A 15073-nucleotide genomic window follows, 5' to 3' on the forward strand; every position below is an offset into this window, starting at 1 on the left:
CGCTTCCGCACAAGATAGGATGAGCCAGTAGGTCAGAAAGGAACAACGTGGGGAAATTGCTTCGTGCCGTTCGAAACGTGACGGTCACTGCTGGCGCTATCGGGGTTGCCGGCGTGTGGTACCGAAAACGTGCTGAACGCTTGCTATCACTTCGAGCTCAAACCGTGCTGGTCACAGGTGCGGGATCCGGTATCGGACGTCTCCTGGCCATCGGCTCGGCTCAACGAGGTGCTGCCCACGTCGTCGTCTGGGACATTGACGAATACGCTGCTCAAGAGGTCGTCCAAGAAATTTTAGCCTTGGGCGTCGACGCGTCCTATGATGTCGTTGACATCACCAGCGACGAGTCGGTAGATGCAGCGGGCCACACAGTGCGTGAGCGAATTGGCAGCATTGACTTCCTGGTCAATAACGCCGGTGTTGTGACGGGAAAAGCGTTTCTCGATCAGAACCATGAAGACGTTGAACGCACCTTCCAAGTCAATGCACTAGCGCTGTACCGCGTTACCCGACAATTTCTCCCCGGCATGCTGAATAACCGGTTTGGCTCCGTCACCGTTATTTCTTCAGCCGCGGCATTTACCGGTGTCGCGCGCCAGACCGACTACGCTGCTTCGAAGTGGGCGGCTCTCGGGTTCACCGAATCACTGCGAGCTGAGATGCGGCATCAGGGCCACAACATTCATACGTTATCAGTGCATCCGTTCTATGTTGCTACCGGCATGTTTGAAGGAGCAACCTCCCCTAACGTGCTGCTGCCCATTCTGGAACCGAATTATGTAGCCGATCAGGTGTTCCGCACACTGGAAGCCGGTAAACACCAGCTCGTCCTGCCAGCAAGCGCTTCGATTGCCAGGTGGTTGAACATCCTCCCAGTGCCGGTTGCCGATCGGTGCCGAGATCTCTTTGGGATCAACTCGACCATGGATCATTTCGTAGGACGGGACGAGGACGCTACCGCTTAGCTTAGGGGTTTACCACGGCGGGGGTAGAGCTCGGACATCAGGTTCCGCCTTGCGGGCCGCTCCCAACGTTTTCGTCCGGTGTGCGTGTTGAAAATTGGGTTTTGCGCCAACATGCCGCGTATGAATTTCTCGCGGCCGGTCACGAAGTCTTCGTCACTGACTTTCTGAAAATCTTGGCGCACGCCGTCGCGATAGCGCTGATAAGCGCCACTGGAACGAGCAAGGACTTCGAGGTCAGCATCGGTGAGCACTTTGCCGCCGAAATCCTCCTCAATTGGATCATGCGTGAACGTCAGGCGAATCAAGCGTCCGGTTTCTAAGATTTCGGGGCCTGGTACGCCAAGCTCCGGTAGGACGCGTTCGGCAAGTCGAGCAGAGTCCTCTTCGTCCTGTCCTGGTGGGTGCATTGGATCGGCACGATAGATAGCGTCATGGAACCAGGCAGCGAGCTTTACGGCCCGGGGGAAGGGGCCCATTGGTTCCCCCTGACGTTCCAGATATTCGATGTTCTTGAGCACTGACATCAGGTGCGTCAAATCGTGATAGTGCCGGTGATCTTCATCCCAACGTTCCAGCAGGGCATCGCATATCGGGTCACGTTCGAGTTCCGAAGTGTTCGGGAAGAGCCGTGCAAAACGTTGATGCAGAATTTTTTCGAGTTTGGAAGAGCGTTCTGCTGCCGTAATGCGCAACCCAGATTTCACTAGGCGACGTACCAGCTCTGATCCGGAGACCTCCTGGGCTCCCGCGGTCACGAGGTCTTCGTACATGCTGACTGGAACGTCGTAGTGGTCCCCATCAAAAGCATTGGGTGCGACCCCGGTTGCACGAGCAAAAGCATGCAATTCTTCTAGTGACTCGTCAGACACTAGGTGGGAGAACACGGTGCCGTGCGCTGGCCACCGTGCGGGATCGATCAATACGGCCATCCTCCTAGCCTACCCACCAAACCCCTCACCCCGTGTGATTCTAGACCTCGAGGTGAAAGGTTGATGTCGTTTGTTAGCCGCGGAACATGGCTGCGTTTGCCTGTTCGGTAGATTCGTATTGTTGGCCAGCATGCTGCATGGCGTCTCGAATGGAACGCAGGGACTCTTCAACGCGTTGCTGTGTACCACGCCACTCCGTGACAACTGTCTGGAAGTTTGATGATGCTTGACCCACCCAGGACTCTTGTAACTGCCGGAGCTGAGCATCCATGCTGTTGACCTCGGCCTGGATTCTATCGGCAGTGGACTGGACCCCATTTGCCTTCGTGAAGAGTTCTTGGACATCAATTTGGATACGAGCCATAACGGTTCTCCTAGATAGCTGGGACATCACGTGCCGTGATGCGGTACAGCCAGCCTAGGAATCTTCAAGGTATATGGGGCACGCAAGCGAACCTAGTGTGGATAACTATTGATTATCAGGATCGTCTGTGGAGAAATCACCGGCGCTGTCATCCTCGTCATCGTCGTCCGGAGCCAGCGGGTGATATGGGAGTCGGACTACCATGGTCGCTCCGCCGCCGGGTGTTTCCTCGTGTCGAACGCTGCCTTTGTGCTGGCTCACGATGCCGGCAACAATGGCCAGTCCGAGTCCACTACCGCCGGTGTCACGGTGGCGAGAGGTGTCGGCTCGGTAGAAGCGTTGGAAGATTTTTTCGGCATCTTCCTCAGAAATACCCGGACCGTGATCTCGAATCTTGATCACTGATTGAGTGCCGTGCGTGGTGGGGCTGCCGGTGGTGTCTGGGGTGGACTCTTCGGTCCCCACCGCAATTTTAATGTCGGTGCCTTCCGGGGTGTAGCGCAACACATTGGTCATCAGATTCGAAATTACCTGACGTAGCCGGTTGGAATCTCCAAAGGTGGGAGCCGACTTCGGGCCCGATTCGCCATCCAGCCCGGTGAGGGTGATGTTTCTACCCTGTGCGGTGGCACGAGTATCCACGACCAGGTCTGAAGCGAGCCCCAACAGGTCGATGGGCTGAGACTCCAGGGTGCGCTGTTCATCGAGTCGCGCCAAGGTCAGGAGGTCTTCCACCAGCTGGGTCATGCGTTTGGCTTCTGATTCGATGCGACCCATGGCAGTGCCGACATCGTCGTCGGACGCCAGCGCCCCGTGACGATAGAGCTCGGAGAAGCCGCGGATGGTTACCAAGGGTGTACGAAGTTCGTGAGAGGCGTCCTGTACGAAGCGACGCATCCGTTCTTCCGATTGCTCATTGGCGCGGAAAGCGATTTCGATGTGTGCCAGCATGGCGTTCAAGGAACGGGAGAGACGGCCGACCTCGGTGTCTGGTGCTCCCGACGGCACACGTTTGGAAAGATCGCCCGCGGCGATACCCGCTGCAGTGCGTTCGACTCGGTTCAATGGGCGGAAAGCCGTGGTTACGAGCCCGTAGGCAATCATGGTGACCACCAGGGTGGCTAAGAAACCAATGGTGATCACCAAGGTGGTCACGCGTTCTACAGAGCGCTCGACAGGGTCCAACGGTAAGGCAATGGCCACGGTGCCACCATCGGATTCCAGCCGGTAGATCTGTACTCGCCACTGACTCTGGGGGTCGCTTTGTCCTGGTACTTCAAAAGAGGAGGAGCCATGTTCTGCGGCTTGCGCAGCACTGAGGCGTTGAATGTCTGGCACATCGGCACCCTCAGTGTGAATTCGAGACACGAGGTTGCCCTCATTATCCCAGGACTCGCCGTAAAACCGCACGATCGTTTGCTGGAAACTCCCCGTATCGTAGGGGCCCGCCGAACCCATGGACGTGAGAAACATTGACACGTTGTGCCGGTTTGTGAAGATGTTCTCATCGATTTGGCGGACAAGTTCTTGCCGGTACAACGAGGCTGTCAAGAGGGCAGTCGTGGCTACGGTGAGGGCCATGAGCACTCCGGTGATAAGTGTCAGCTGAGTGCGGAGAGAGGTGGCCTGCCAGGTGCGGACTATCCACTGCAGCAGTTTCGGTTTGGCCATGTAAAGTTATTTAGCGTTTATCTAAGGTGCGCAGCAGGTAGCCGACACCGCGTTTGGTATGGATCATTTTTGGCCGGTCGCCGGCGTCAATTTTGCGGCGCAGGTAAGAAATATAGGATTCCACGATCGAAGCATCGCCGTTGAAGTCATACTCCCAGACATGATCCAGGATCTGCGCTTTCGAGAGCACCCGGTTCGGGTTCATCATCAAGTACCGCAATAGCTTGAACTCGGTGGGGGACAGGTCAATGATGTCGCCGCCACGGCGCACTTCGTGAGCGTCGTCGTCGAGTTCGAGATCGTCGACCACCATGATCGCTTCGTCGTCCTCGGCGGGCGCGGTACGGCGGAGAACCGCGCGAATACGAGCTACGACTTCGTCAAGGCTAAAAGGCTTGGTGACATAGTCATCACCTCCGACCGTTAGACCGGTGACTTTATCTTCGGTCTCATCGCGAGCGGTCAAAAAGACAACGGGGAAGTGGCGACCGGTCGCGCGCAGTTTACGGGTTACTGAGAACCCGTCCATGTCGGGCAACATGACGTCGAGTACCGCCAGGTCTGGATTATGTGCTTCTGCCGCTTCGAGCGCTTCGCGGCCGTTGGACGCGGCGATCACGTCGAAACCGGCGAACCGCAGCGAGGTGGAGAGCAGTTCGCGGATGTTTGGTTCGTCATCGACGACTAAGAGTTTTGCTTCATAAGTTTGAGACGTCATGTCTCCATTGTAAAAAAACTAACCTGAGAGCCAGCTGAACGTTTGCTGGGTGCGTTACTAGGAACGCTGGCGACGGCGTCGCACCATGACGTTGCCGACGAGCGCTATGAGGAGCAGGATGAACCCGGTGGGGAAGGCAAATAGGGCTAGCCAGAACAACCAGATTGCGGGTGTGACACCGGCAAAGTAGTAGATCAGCACTCCAACGAGTGCCAGGAATGACACCACCACGGTGGCCACCCCGAGCCACAGAACGGTGGCGATCCAGGTTGGCATCACGTCGAGATTTTTGTGGTCATATGTGGTCATGAACGGTATTCTACGCTTGCAGCACAGGAACGCGCTCATTGCGAAGAGTGGTGCCAAATAGCACTATACTTGCCTGGTATAGGCTTTTGGGGTTCTCGTAACCGCACCCGGATGGTGTGTGACGGGAACCCTTTGTGAATGACGTACGTGACAAAGGAAATGACCATACATGCCAACCGGCAGAGTAAAGTTTTACGATCATAATAAGGGATTCGGGTTTATCACCACCGACGACGGCGATGACATTCATTTGCCGGAATCAGCGCTGCCCGCAGGCGTGACCCAGCTTCGTCCTGGTACCCGCGTGGAATTTGGTATCGCAGATTCTCGTCGTGGCCCGCAGGCACTTTCGGTGGAACCGATAGATAAACTCCCCTCGGTGGTTCGTGCCACCAGACCAAAAGCCCAGGATATGGCCGGCATTGTTGACGATTTGATTCGGATGCTGGATTCGGCCTCCACTGGGTTGCGTTCCGGCCGTTACCCGGCTTCCAAGCAGGCCGAGCAGATGGCCACCATCATGAGAAGGGTGGCTGATGCATTTGATGCATGAAACCGAAGAAGACACTGTCCTGACTACCGAACAAGTACGCGCTACTTTCGGGCCGCCGCGGACTGTAAGTCGTAAACCGCGGGTTGATGCTGCGCTGACTGATGCCGTTGATATCGCACGCTCTGCGCTCGCCGATTTTGCTGACGAAGCGGAAGTTGGCGACCACATCGGTGTTGTTGCCGACGATGAGCGCGTGGTGACGCACCGGTTCGCGTCCAAAGTCCGAGGCTATGGCGGCTGGGAGTTTTTTACTACGTTAGCCAGGGCACCGCGCTCCAAGGTTATTACCGTGTGTGAATCCGGTATGTTGCCCGGTGAAAATTCCATTCTGGCGCCCGAATGGGTGCCGTGGATGGATCGTGCATCGGAAGAAGAGCGCATTCGGCTCGATGCTATTGCCGCTGGCGAAGACCCGGCCAAAGCACTCGAGGACGCTGGCTATGGTCAAGAAGTCGAAGCTGAAGCTGTAGAAGAGCCCGCAACAACTGCACCACAGCCGCAAGATGAAGACGTCTCAGAGAAGAATAAGCAGGCTCGCCGTGCTGCGAAGCGTCGGCGGGCAAAGCAAAAAGCTGCACGCCAGAAAAAGAACAAAAAATCTGGTGGCAAAGATCAAAAGGCTCAAGCCTCGAAAAATTAGCACTGAGACGACGTCTCAAATACAGCGGTGGCCGTTGCTCTGCATAGAGTATTGCAGGACAACGGCCACCCGTGTTTTTAGGCCTCGAAGGTTAGAGCCGATCGACGATGTAGTCGATGCAAGCGGTCAGCGCGGACACATCTTCCGGATCAATCGCGGTAAACGTTGCGATGCGCAGTTGGTTTCGACCCAGCTTGCGGTACGGTTCGGTATCCACGATGCCATTAGCCCGTAATACTGCGGCAACGGTAGCAGCGTCGACGTCGTCCTTGAAATCGATGGTGACGATAACCTGCGAGCGGTCCTCTGGACGAGTCACGAACGGGGTTGCATAAGATGATGCTTCAGCCCAGGTGTAGACGCGGTCGGAAGAGTCCTTGGTGCGTCCGGTTGCAAAATCGAGACCACCATTGGTGTTCATCCAGGTGAGCTGTTCGTTGAGCATAATCAACGTCGCCAGCGCTGGAGTGTTGTAGGTCTGGTTCTTGGCTGAATTATCAATTGCTGTTTTCAGGTTCAGGAAGTCTGGTACCCAGCGATCGGTTGCTGCGATCTCCTCAGCCCGCTCGATCGCTGCCGGGGAGAACAGGCCCAACCAGAGTCCGCCATCTGAAGCAAAGTTCTTCTGCGGTGAGAAGTAATAGACATCTGACTGCCGAACATCGACCGGTAGTCCACCTGCGCCGGACGTTGCATCGATGAGTACCAAGGCGTCGTCATCTGCGCCGTCAACACGGTGGACCGGAGCGGCGACACCGGTGGAGGTTTCGTTCTGTGGCCAGGCGTAGACGTCCACGCCTGATTCAACGCGTGGGACTGGACGCGTACCCGGGTCTGCCTGCAAGATCACTGAGTCATCCAAGAACGGAGCGCTATTCGTTACTTTGGCGAACTTGGAACCAAACTCACCAAAGGAGAGATGCTGAGCTTTCTCACGGACGAGTCCAAAGGCCGCCGTATCCCAAAACGCGGTGGCACCACCGACGCCCAGTACGACTTGGTAATCTTCCGGCGCATTAAAGAGTTCGCTCACGCCTTCCTGGACGGACTTGACCAGGTTGCGCACAGGCGCTTGACGGTGGGAGGTCCCCATGAGGCTGGAGCCTGCCGCAGCGACCGCATCGGCGGCGCGTGGGCTGACTTTGGAGGGGCCGGCGCCGAAGCGACCATCCGCTGGTTTGAGGTTCTCTGGGATCTCGATGTCCGGTATGGTCATGGCTACTCCTTAGCAGAAGGTGGCAGGTTACCTGATCCATTGTGGACTGTCACAGGTATGTCTCACCATAATAAGCCGTCATATGAACTGGATTCCCGGGCCAATGTGGTCAATCCGACAGCCCTTCGCGAAAGATTGTAGATAAGTTCTCGTTCCGGCATGGTCGGATACGTATGATAGATGGGATTAATTGGTCCAGCGGCATTGAGGCCGCAGTGCAGATGAAGGAACGTGGGCAGTGGTAGATCTAATCGATACAACTGAAATGTACTTACGCACCATCTATGAACTGATGGAAGAAGGTATCGCGCCGTTGCGTGCACGAATTGCCGAGCGTCTGGAGCATTCTGGCCCCACGGTGTCGCAAACGGTGGCTCGGATGGAGCGCGACGGATTATTGCATGTTGCATCGGATCGTCGGTTGGAACTAACCCAAGAGGGGTTGAACGCTGCCGCGACTGTCATGCGCAAACATCGTTTGGCGGAAAGGCTCCTCGCCGATGTTATTGGTTTGGACTGGCCCTACGTCCACGATGAGGCATGCAGGTGGGAGCATGTGATGAGTGACCAGGTCGAAGCTCGACTGATGGTGTTACTTGATTCTCCTTCCAACTCGCCATTTGGTAATCAAATACCGTTACTTGAAGAACTTGGTGGCCCCACAACTGGACTTGAGCCCGCTACTTACGAAGGCGAACCGCTAACTGTGGCGTTAGAGCAGCCAGGTAATTTCGAAGTTAAAGTGCTGACCGAGGCAATTCAAACTGACCCAGAGCTGCTCACACAGTTTGCTGCGGCGGGTATTCAACCGGGTGCGGTCTTGGCTGCAGAATCGGCAGATGGGTATGTCGCCGCGCGGACAATTAAGCGCGGCCCCCAGCTGCCCGGAGACGTGCAGGATTTCTCTGATCTGGGGCTCGAAATTTCTGAAGACACCGCAGCGCATGTTCGGGTTGTCCGGGTCAAGTAATCGAACCGTGATGTTGGGAGGAAATAAGCCTCCTAAGCGGCGTTGAAACGCCCGAAAATAACGTGTTGTTGTAGAAATGTCACGAGCCGTTATACTTGTCCTTCCGCACAAACATGCGGATGTTGCGGAACAAATGCCAATGTTTGTCAACTAATCGTTATCCGAACGTGACATTTTGTTTTGCTTCCACTAAGCTGACTCTCGGTGCCTGAACAGAATAGGTTCTTGCACTGGCCACCAGTTTGCTTTGTACTCCGCGGCTGGCTGGCGAAACATAGCAGTTGTATCAACGTGTTCATGGCGGAGTGAGGCTCAACGTCCTGCAGCACATGAGAGAGGTAAAACCAAGTGTCGAAGCGCATTTCAACCGCACGTCATCGTGCAACTCCTGAGAAGGGCGCAACGCTAGGGGCTATGACTCAGGTCATCGGCCGCTCGGGTCGCCAGGCAGCTGTTCTTGCAGCAGCCTCCGGAATGGTTCTAGCCGTACCACCAGCAGCTAATGCTGCTCCTGTGCAGACTGATCGTGAAACATCGACTCTGCCAGCCACAAACTTTAAGCTGGAACGTACCTCGCGCAATGCAGATGTCATCTCCGCCGAGCCTGGCACGCTGAGTCTGAACCGTGCAGATATTGAATCTGAGCACAACGAGCCTGAGCCAGCACCAGAGACTGAGTCGACAGAAGAAGCTGACCTGGCTCCGGTAACACGGGAAACTGCAGACGAAACTTCCACCGAAACCCAGAACGAAACTCAGAGCGAAACTGAAACCGCTTCGACCACCGAGACTCAGGAAGCACCAGCTCCCTCCTCGTCCGGGTCATTGGGCGCAGTTGTTTCAGCTGCATACTCGGGTGTCGGTACACCATACGTATGGGGCGGCAAAGGACCAGGCGGCTGGGACTGCTCTGGTTTCACCGCATGGGCATACGCACAAGCTGGAATCAACATTCCATCCAGCACGTCAGCCATCTTGGGGTCGGGCCAGTTCGCTCGTACCTCTAGCCCACAGCCAGGCGACCTCGTCTTCCAAAACGGTGGCGGCCACGTTGGCATTTACGTTGGCAACGGCCAGATGATCGGTGCACAGAACCCATCGACTGGAACTATCCTGCACGACGTTACTCGTAACCCACTGATGGGCTACTACACCTACACCGGCTAGGTTTTCTCTTTTACAACTGCACAATCAAGGTCTCTTCTGGCAAACAGGAGAGACCTTGATGTATTTAACAGAAAGTTTACGACGTGTCTCACATACTGCCCGAGTGGGCCAACCAGCTTCTGCGGTCTTTAGAGATAGACCCCGTTGACATTGATCTCGTTACGCTGCAGGAGATTGTCCAAAACCTCAACGACGATCCACAGCGCGACAGCATCCTTGTTGGGTTCATTGCCGGTTATGCAGCAGGACTAGCCGAAGGCGGCGGTATGGCCACGTTCGATAAAGCCCACGCCGCATCGGCGCAGTTCATGTATAAGCGCACCTCAAGGGAATAGTTCTCGATATTTGCTGTTGACATGATGCGTAGCAGTGAAAGGGATTTAAAAGTCATGAGTATGAGCCATGCGGGCAGAGCTGCCCTGGGTGGAATGCAACGCGGTAAAGAGGGGCATTCGCTGACGCCGGGCACGATACGACGGTCATGGTCGTTCATTTCGCGCTATCGTGCCAGACTGATCGTCTATCTGACCGTCTCAGCCCTTGGCGCTGTTCTGACCGTCGTCTCACCCATATTGGCCGGTGACGTCGTCAATGCCATCGTTGACGGGTCCGACGTTAGCGTCGTCATCCGCCTCGCACTGTTGATCGCAGGCGTCGCTGTCGTTGAGGCCATCCTCGACGTGATCTCACGTTGGCAATCGGCTTCCCTGGGCGAACGCACGATATTCGATTTGCGCACCACCGTCTTTAGCCACGTGCAGACGATGCCCGTTGCCTTCTTTACTCGCGCCCGAACCGGCGCGCTCGTGTCTCGGCTCAATAATGACGTCATTGGCGCCCAGACCGCAATCGCGCGTACTCTGCCAACCGTGGTCATGAACGTCGTCACGTTGGCTGTAACCCTGGTCGTTATGCTGACCACCTCATGGCAGATCACCCTGGTATCACTTGTCTTGCTGCCGGTGTTTCTTTTCCCTGCCCGATCGCTTGGTTCCCGACTCGCCGTGCTGACTCGCGAGCGTGCCAAACGCAACGCCGCCATGGGAGACCAGATGACCGAACGCTTTTCGGCACCGGGTGCAACACTGGTCAAGCTCTTTGGCGAACAACAGTACGAATCAGATATCTTCGCGAACCGGGCAGATAGCGTTCGTTCCTCCGGCGTGCAGATCAGTGTGTGGACTTCAGTTTTTATGACCATGTTGACGTTGGTGTCAGCGCTGGCACTTGCCGCCGTATACGGGATCGGCGGGTATCAGGCCCTGACCGGCAGCCTCAACGCCGGCGAGGTGGTTACCATGGCGCTGCTGCTGACCAGGCTCTATGCTCCACTGACTGGGTTGGCAACCGCTCGTGTCGAACTGATGAGTGCCCTGGTTTCGTTTGAGCGGATCTTTGAAGTGCTGGACCTCAAGCCGATGATCACTGACCCGGCGAAGCCGAAAGCAATTCCAGCGGGCGGCGTTCATATCGAATTTGACGACGTGGATTTTCAGTATCCCGCGGCGTCTGAAGTTTCCCTGGCGAGCCTCGAAGAAGTGGCGGTTTTAGATGACCGCGCCTCAGACCAAGTACTCCACGGGATCAACTTCACTGTGAAACCCGGCCAGACCGTCGCGTTGGTTGGCTCCTCGGGGGCTGGTAAGTCCACTATCGCTAGCCTTGTCTCTCGGCTTTATGATGTCACCGGCGGGTCCATCAAGCTCAATGGTATTGATCTGCGTGAGGCCAGTGCCACTGACATTCACGATCGTGTTGGTATGGTCACTCAAGATTCACACCTCTTCCACGCTTCCATCCGTGACAACCTCACTCTGGGGCACCGCACCGTTGGTGATGAACACATTTGGGAGATCCTGGGGAATGCCCGGTTATCCGAAGTGGTTGGGTCGATGCCGGATGGTCTCGACACCATTGTGGGGGAGCGTGGCTACCGTCTTTCCGGTGGCGAACGTCAACGCCTGGCCATAGCTCGCTTGCTGGTTGCCGCACCGGAAGCGGTGATACTCGATGAGGCGACTGCTTCGTTAGACGCAACGAATGAAGTCGCCGTGCAGCAGGCCTTAGATAAAGCGCTTGAAGCGCGCACTGCTTTGGTAATCGCGCACCGGTTATCTACGGTGGTTAACGCAGATGTGATTCTGGTCGTCGAAGATGGCCGTATTATCGAACGTGGCACGCACCAAGAATTATTGGCGGCGGATCGTCGTTACGCCGAGCTCTATACGACGCAGTTTGAATAACCCAATGAAGGAGAAGGATTTGGATAGTACGCAGGTGGATCCTGAAACGTTCTGGGATGAGCGCTATGGCGAATCAGATGCGATCTGGTCGGGCCATGTGAACGTTGCGTTAGCGGACGTGGTCGTCGAACGCGAGCTGGAAGTTGGTACCGCCCTGGATTTGGGATGTGGCGAAGGAGCTGACGCTCTGTGGCTGGCACAACATGGTTGGCGAACCACGGGCCTCGATATTTCGGTCGTGGCGGTCCAACGGGCGCAAGCTGCGGCGAAGGCTCAGGGATTCTCTGCGGCTCAAGCACGGTTTGAAGCCGCAGATCTGATGAGTTGGAACAGTGACCAAAAGTTCGATCTCATCACCGCTTCGTTCCTGCAGTCACCCGTACAATTCGATAGGACTCAGGCGCTCCATGTAGCTCAAGATCTGGTGGCCCCTGGCGGAAGACTCCTCGTGATCTCTCATGCTTCATTCCCACCGTGGGCGAAAGACCACCACGAGGACGCTGATCATGAAGCGAAACACGAAACAACCACACCGGAATCGGAGTTAGAGCTGCTGCAGCTCGATGAACGCCGCTGGTCCGTTGAAATTGCGGAATTGCGGTCTCGAGAGATCACCGCGCCGGACGGGAAGCTGGCAAGTCTGGACGACACCGTCATTCTGGCACGACGCACCGGCTGGGACTAATTACTACGACGGCATAACAAGAAAAGCTCCTCGGCTGCTCCGACTGAACGTGTAGACGTCAATGGAACGACCGAGGAGCTTTGTGTATCGTTGGCTGCGCCTACTCGGGCCATGGGTTGTCGCGGATAACTTCGACGAAGTCACCACGTTGGAAACCCGGTAGGAAGTGTTCCAGGACATCGGCTTTGACGTTGCCGAACGTCGTTTCTGGGCGGTCCTTGAGACCATTCGTAAAGGCAGCAAGAATCTGGTTCTTAAAATCAGGACGTGGGTGTGCTTCTACGACCGCTTGTCGCTGCTCAGCGGTGATCGCGTCATATCCGATGCCCAGTACGTCGAGTTCTACACCGCGAGTAACCAGCGCGACTTCGGACTGCATATGTAGAGGAATTTCTGGCGTCGTGTGCAGCGCAACGGCGGCCCATACTGTGTCGGCGGCGTCGCCGTCCACGCCGTACTCCTTCAGGAAGTCGCGGGCAACATCTGCGGCATCGATCTCGAAGCGCTGGTCGGTACGACGGTAGGTATCGGTGAGTCCCAGATCGTGGAACATCGCACCAACGTAGAGCAGCTCAGAATCGTAGCGCAAGCCCTCATCCATGCCCCGCAGGGAGCCAAAGAGAAAAGTCCGACGGGAGTGGTCAAAAATCAGATCATTGGCGACGTCGCGCACTAGCGCGGTGGCGTCCTGTGCCATCTTGCTGTCGGGAATTGTCACCCCGGCGATAGTCTCAGTCACGGTGAGTCCTGCCTTTCGTCTGTCGCGGCGGCTGTGTCCGGTCAAGCGCACCCTGTTGTAGAGTGTTTCCTTCCATACTCGCAAACTCGGGCCGACTCGGCCAGGCCTGATCTGGCTGAACTCGTCGTTAACCGAGACCGTGCGCGGCCCCAAAGAGGGATCGCGCACGGTTGCAGTCAGTAGGGTTTACTCAGAAACAGGGCTGAGTGTCCCGTCAGACTTGGTGATAAATGAGCGCAAGAACCACTGGAATAGTTCAAGGCCGCGGGTGACCTCAACGAGAATATCCTCGGTCATCGGATCAGCCTTGCCGGTTTCAGCAATAGCATTGCGGAAGTCTTCGATGACACCGGTGTAGACGTCGCTCAACGCCGAGATGTGAGCTAAGGTCGAACCGCGATTCACTGGGTAGTCTTCCCAGGTGCGGCCCGTGACGATCGCACCGGGGGTGCCCTTTGGCGATGCCCCCATAGTAGCGATGCGTTCAGCGACAAGATCGGCCCAGGCGCGCACTTCGCCTAGCTGTGGGTCGAGCATCTCGTGAACCGAAATGAATTCTGGTCCAACAACGTTCCAGTGTGCATGCTTGAGCGTTAGATGTAGGTCATTGAGCGCATGGAGGCGCACCTGCAAGATGTCGGTGATGCGGTGGCTGTCTTCGAAATCCATGCCGGGGGTGGTGTAATCTGCGTAGTTGTCAGTCATTGAGTAACCTTTCTGTCGCTGACGTAAGCGATCTGCCATGTCGCGACGACGAATCATGTCTCTATAAGGTTCTACCCTCAGACACTACTCAATACCTTTTCCCGAGACGTCGCAAGATATGTAAGGCTTACCTCACGGAATTTTGAGTACTTTATGAGGTTCAGATTCGTCTCAAACGGAGAAACGGTGGTGCCCCCGACTGGATTCGAACCAGCGACCTTCCCTTTAGGAGAGGGATGCTCTATCCAACTGAGCTACGGAGGCTAAGGCCAAGAAGGCCACAGGCTATCTTAGGGGATCTCGCGTTCCGGATCCATTGATGTTGCAAGCCCGGGGCTATTTCGGCCAATAAATTTCAGAACCAGCATTGCGACGATCCAAATGATCAGAAACGCAAAGACGAGCCACTGGAGAACGGTCAGCGTGGAGGCAAGTGAGGTATTGGCTTCGGTTATGTCGTGCAGGGCTGCTTCACGGGTGATCGACGCCCAGATTTCCAGGGCGGCATAGACTACGGCGGCGGCTACCGCACCCCATTTGGCAAGTTTGGTGCGTAGCGTCCACAGCCCTACCGCTATAACGCTGAGGCCCATCATGACCGCGAAGATGCGACCCGCGGTGATGTGCACCCAGTTGTATTGGCCCAGGGCGTCGTCGTCCATACGCTCGGCGAGATGCTCGACGTCAGTGAGCGTAAAACCAGAAACATGGTGGTCGAGCATGGACATGCCCCCGGTGAGCTGCTGCAGGCCCTGCAACGCAAGAATGTGGTAATAAAATCCAATAAACAAGGTGACCGCGAGGACAGCGAGAACCAAGATGCCCGGACTGCCTTCTTGCCGGCCGGCTTGTTGCAGGTCGTCCTTCGCCTTGGCAGCAGTCAACCGTGGACGATCAGCCTTCTGATTCGGTGTATACCGAATCGTTTGATTGTCCTCGTAGTCTTTGGCTCGGCGTTTTCTTGCCACTCATCCTCCGGTGCTGCTCTCTATGCCAAACATGGCGTGGGGAACCTCAGGTGATTCTGAAATACCTGGTGTTCATCTTAGTTGAGTTCACGAGCGCCGTCTCGCAGGGCTTCTCCACAGCCGGCGAACACAGACCAGTTTTGGAGGCGTGACCGGCTAGACTTGGAGCCTATGGCCTACCAGACTTCTTTGCCCCAATTTCGCCCTGCGTTTTCCGTTGATGCCGGACCT

General features: G+C 56.1%; 17 protein-coding genes and 1 tRNA gene. 8 read left to right on the forward strand and 10 right to left on the reverse strand.

The genetic code is table 11. The features are described 5' to 3' along the window. Positions 1-47: 47 nt before the first annotated feature. Complete coding sequence (locus L0H14_RS01410) at positions 48-965, forward strand: SDR family oxidoreductase (protein WP_301416767.1); 918 nt, start codon at positions 48-50, stop codon at positions 963-965. Here the strand turns inward: L0H14_RS01410 and L0H14_RS01415 are convergent. The 5 genes from L0H14_RS01415 to L0H14_RS01435 form a co-directional block, all read right to left on the reverse strand. Beyond that, a complete protein-coding gene (locus tag L0H14_RS01415; RefSeq protein ID WP_301416765.1) occupies positions 962-1894 on the reverse strand; it encodes a DUF4031 domain-containing protein in 933 nt (310 codons plus the stop codon). The two genes, L0H14_RS01410 and L0H14_RS01415, sit on opposite strands and share 4 nt — an antisense overlap. 73 nt (positions 1895-1967) lie before the next feature. After that, positions 1968-2258: a WXG100 family type VII secretion target gene (locus L0H14_RS01420; RefSeq protein ID WP_301416763.1), complete on the reverse strand. Its 291-nt coding sequence runs from the start codon at positions 2256-2258 to the stop codon at positions 1968-1970. Between the two features lie 105 nt (positions 2259-2363). Beyond that, positions 2364-3929 (reverse strand): cell wall metabolism sensor histidine kinase WalK, encoded by a 1566-nt coding sequence (locus L0H14_RS01425; RefSeq protein ID WP_301416761.1) that lies wholly within the window; start codon positions 3927-3929, stop codon positions 2364-2366. Between the two features lie 10 nt (positions 3930-3939). Further along, positions 3940-4647, reverse strand: coding sequence for a response regulator transcription factor (locus L0H14_RS01430; RefSeq protein WP_301416759.1), 708 nt, complete (start codon positions 4645-4647; stop codon positions 3940-3942). A 57-nt stretch (positions 4648-4704) separates the two neighbouring features. After that, complete coding sequence (locus L0H14_RS01435; protein WP_301416757.1) at positions 4705-4956, reverse strand: hypothetical protein; 252 nt, start codon at positions 4954-4956, stop codon at positions 4705-4707. Between the two features lie 169 nt (positions 4957-5125). On the opposite strand from L0H14_RS01435, the gene L0H14_RS01440 reads away from it, so the two are divergent. Together L0H14_RS01440 and L0H14_RS01445 are read left to right on the forward strand one after the other, a co-directional pair. After that, the gene (locus L0H14_RS01440) at positions 5126-5509 is read left to right on the forward strand and encodes a cold-shock protein (protein WP_301416755.1); all 384 of its coding nucleotides are present in this window, start codon (positions 5126-5128) and stop codon (positions 5507-5509) included. Then, complete coding sequence (locus L0H14_RS01445) at positions 5493-6149, forward strand: DUF3027 domain-containing protein (protein ID WP_301421326.1); 657 nt, start codon at positions 5493-5495, stop codon at positions 6147-6149. Before L0H14_RS01440 ends, L0H14_RS01445 begins: the two co-directional genes overlap by 17 nt. A 91-nt stretch (positions 6150-6240) precedes the next feature. Here L0H14_RS01445 and serC read toward each other — a convergent pair whose 3' ends face one another. After that, on the reverse strand, positions 6241-7365 hold the full coding sequence (gene serC / locus L0H14_RS01450; RefSeq protein WP_301416751.1) for a phosphoserine transaminase: 1125 nt from the start codon (positions 7363-7365) through the stop codon (positions 6241-6243). 238 nt (positions 7366-7603) lie between these two features. On the opposite strand from serC, the gene L0H14_RS01455 reads away from it, so the two are divergent. The 5 genes from L0H14_RS01455 to L0H14_RS01475 all read left to right on the forward strand — a co-directional run bounded on the left by L0H14_RS01455 (position 7604) and on the right by L0H14_RS01475 (position 12430). Next, on the forward strand, positions 7604-8335 hold the full coding sequence (locus L0H14_RS01455) for a metal-dependent transcriptional regulator (protein ID WP_301421328.1): 732 nt from the start codon (positions 7604-7606) through the stop codon (positions 8333-8335). 348 nt (positions 8336-8683) lie between these two features. Further along, a complete protein-coding gene (locus tag L0H14_RS01460; RefSeq protein ID WP_301416747.1) occupies positions 8684-9502 on the forward strand; it encodes a C40 family peptidase in 819 nt (272 codons plus the stop codon). An 83-nt stretch (positions 9503-9585) separates the two neighbouring features. After that, a complete protein-coding gene (locus L0H14_RS01465; protein WP_301416745.1) occupies positions 9586-9837 on the forward strand; it encodes a hypothetical protein in 252 nt (83 codons plus the stop codon). A 93-nt stretch (positions 9838-9930) separates the two neighbouring features. Beyond that, the gene (locus L0H14_RS01470) at positions 9931-11745 is read left to right on the forward strand and encodes an ABC transporter ATP-binding protein (RefSeq protein WP_301416800.1); all 1815 of its coding nucleotides are present in this window, start codon (positions 9931-9933) and stop codon (positions 11743-11745) included. A 19-nt stretch (positions 11746-11764) separates the two neighbouring features. Beyond that, entirely contained in the window at positions 11765-12430 is a 666-nt protein-coding gene (locus L0H14_RS01475; protein ID WP_301416743.1) for a bifunctional 2-polyprenyl-6-hydroxyphenol methylase/3-demethylubiquinol 3-O-methyltransferase UbiG, read from the forward strand. Between the two features lie 100 nt (positions 12431-12530). Here L0H14_RS01475 and L0H14_RS01480 read toward each other — a convergent pair whose 3' ends face one another. From L0H14_RS01480 to L0H14_RS01495, 4 genes are all read right to left on the reverse strand, one after another. Continuing rightward, positions 12531-13169, reverse strand: coding sequence for an HD domain-containing protein (locus tag L0H14_RS01480; RefSeq protein ID WP_301416742.1), 639 nt, complete (start codon positions 13167-13169; stop codon positions 12531-12533). Positions 13170-13355: 186 nt separating this feature from the next. Further along, the gene (locus tag L0H14_RS01485) at positions 13356-13874 is read right to left on the reverse strand and encodes a Dps family protein (RefSeq protein ID WP_301416740.1); all 519 of its coding nucleotides are present in this window, start codon (positions 13872-13874) and stop codon (positions 13356-13358) included. Positions 13875-14061: 187 nt separating this feature from the next. Further along, positions 14062-14138 (reverse strand) — tRNA-Arg (locus L0H14_RS01490). 26 nt (positions 14139-14164) lie between these two features. After that, positions 14165-14842, reverse strand: coding sequence for a hypothetical protein (locus L0H14_RS01495; protein ID WP_301416738.1), 678 nt, complete (start codon positions 14840-14842; stop codon positions 14165-14167). Between the last annotated feature and the right edge of the window lie 231 nt (positions 14843-15073).

Source organism: Yaniella sp. (assembly GCF_030453185.1).
GTDB lineage: Bacteria > Actinomycetota > Actinomycetes > Actinomycetales > Micrococcaceae > Yaniella.

Excerpts from the sequence above, each read along its gene's own strand:
- L0H14_RS01430 (WP_301416759.1), bottom strand. The coding sequence starts at position 4,647 with ATGACGTCTCAAACTTATGAAGCAAAACTCTTAGTCGTCGATGACGAA.
- L0H14_RS01445 (WP_301421326.1), top strand. The coding sequence starts at position 5,493 with ATGCATTTGATGCATGAAACCGAAGAAGACACTGTCCTGACTACCGAA.
- L0H14_RS01420 (WP_301416763.1), bottom strand. The coding sequence starts at position 2,258 with ATGGCTCGTATCCAAATTGATGTCCAAGAACTCTTCACGAAGGCAAAT.
- L0H14_RS01485 (WP_301416740.1), bottom strand. The coding sequence starts at position 13,874 with ATGACTGACAACTACGCAGATTACACCACCCCCGGCATGGATTTCGAA.
- L0H14_RS01435 (WP_301416757.1), bottom strand. The coding sequence starts at position 4,956 with ATGACCACATATGACCACAAAAATCTCGACGTGATGCCAACCTGGATC.
- L0H14_RS01440 (WP_301416755.1), top strand. The coding sequence starts at position 5,126 with ATGCCAACCGGCAGAGTAAAGTTTTACGATCATAATAAGGGATTCGGG.
- L0H14_RS01415 (WP_301416765.1), bottom strand. The coding sequence starts at position 1,894 with ATGGCCGTATTGATCGATCCCGCACGGTGGCCAGCGCACGGCACCGTG.
- L0H14_RS01425 (WP_301416761.1), bottom strand. The coding sequence starts at position 3,929 with ATGGCCAAACCGAAACTGCTGCAGTGGATAGTCCGCACCTGGCAGGCC.
- L0H14_RS01470 (WP_301416800.1), top strand. The coding sequence starts at position 9,931 with ATGCAACGCGGTAAAGAGGGGCATTCGCTGACGCCGGGCACGATACGA.
- serC (WP_301416751.1), bottom strand. The coding sequence starts at position 7,365 with ATGACCATACCGGACATCGAGATCCCAGAGAACCTCAAACCAGCGGAT.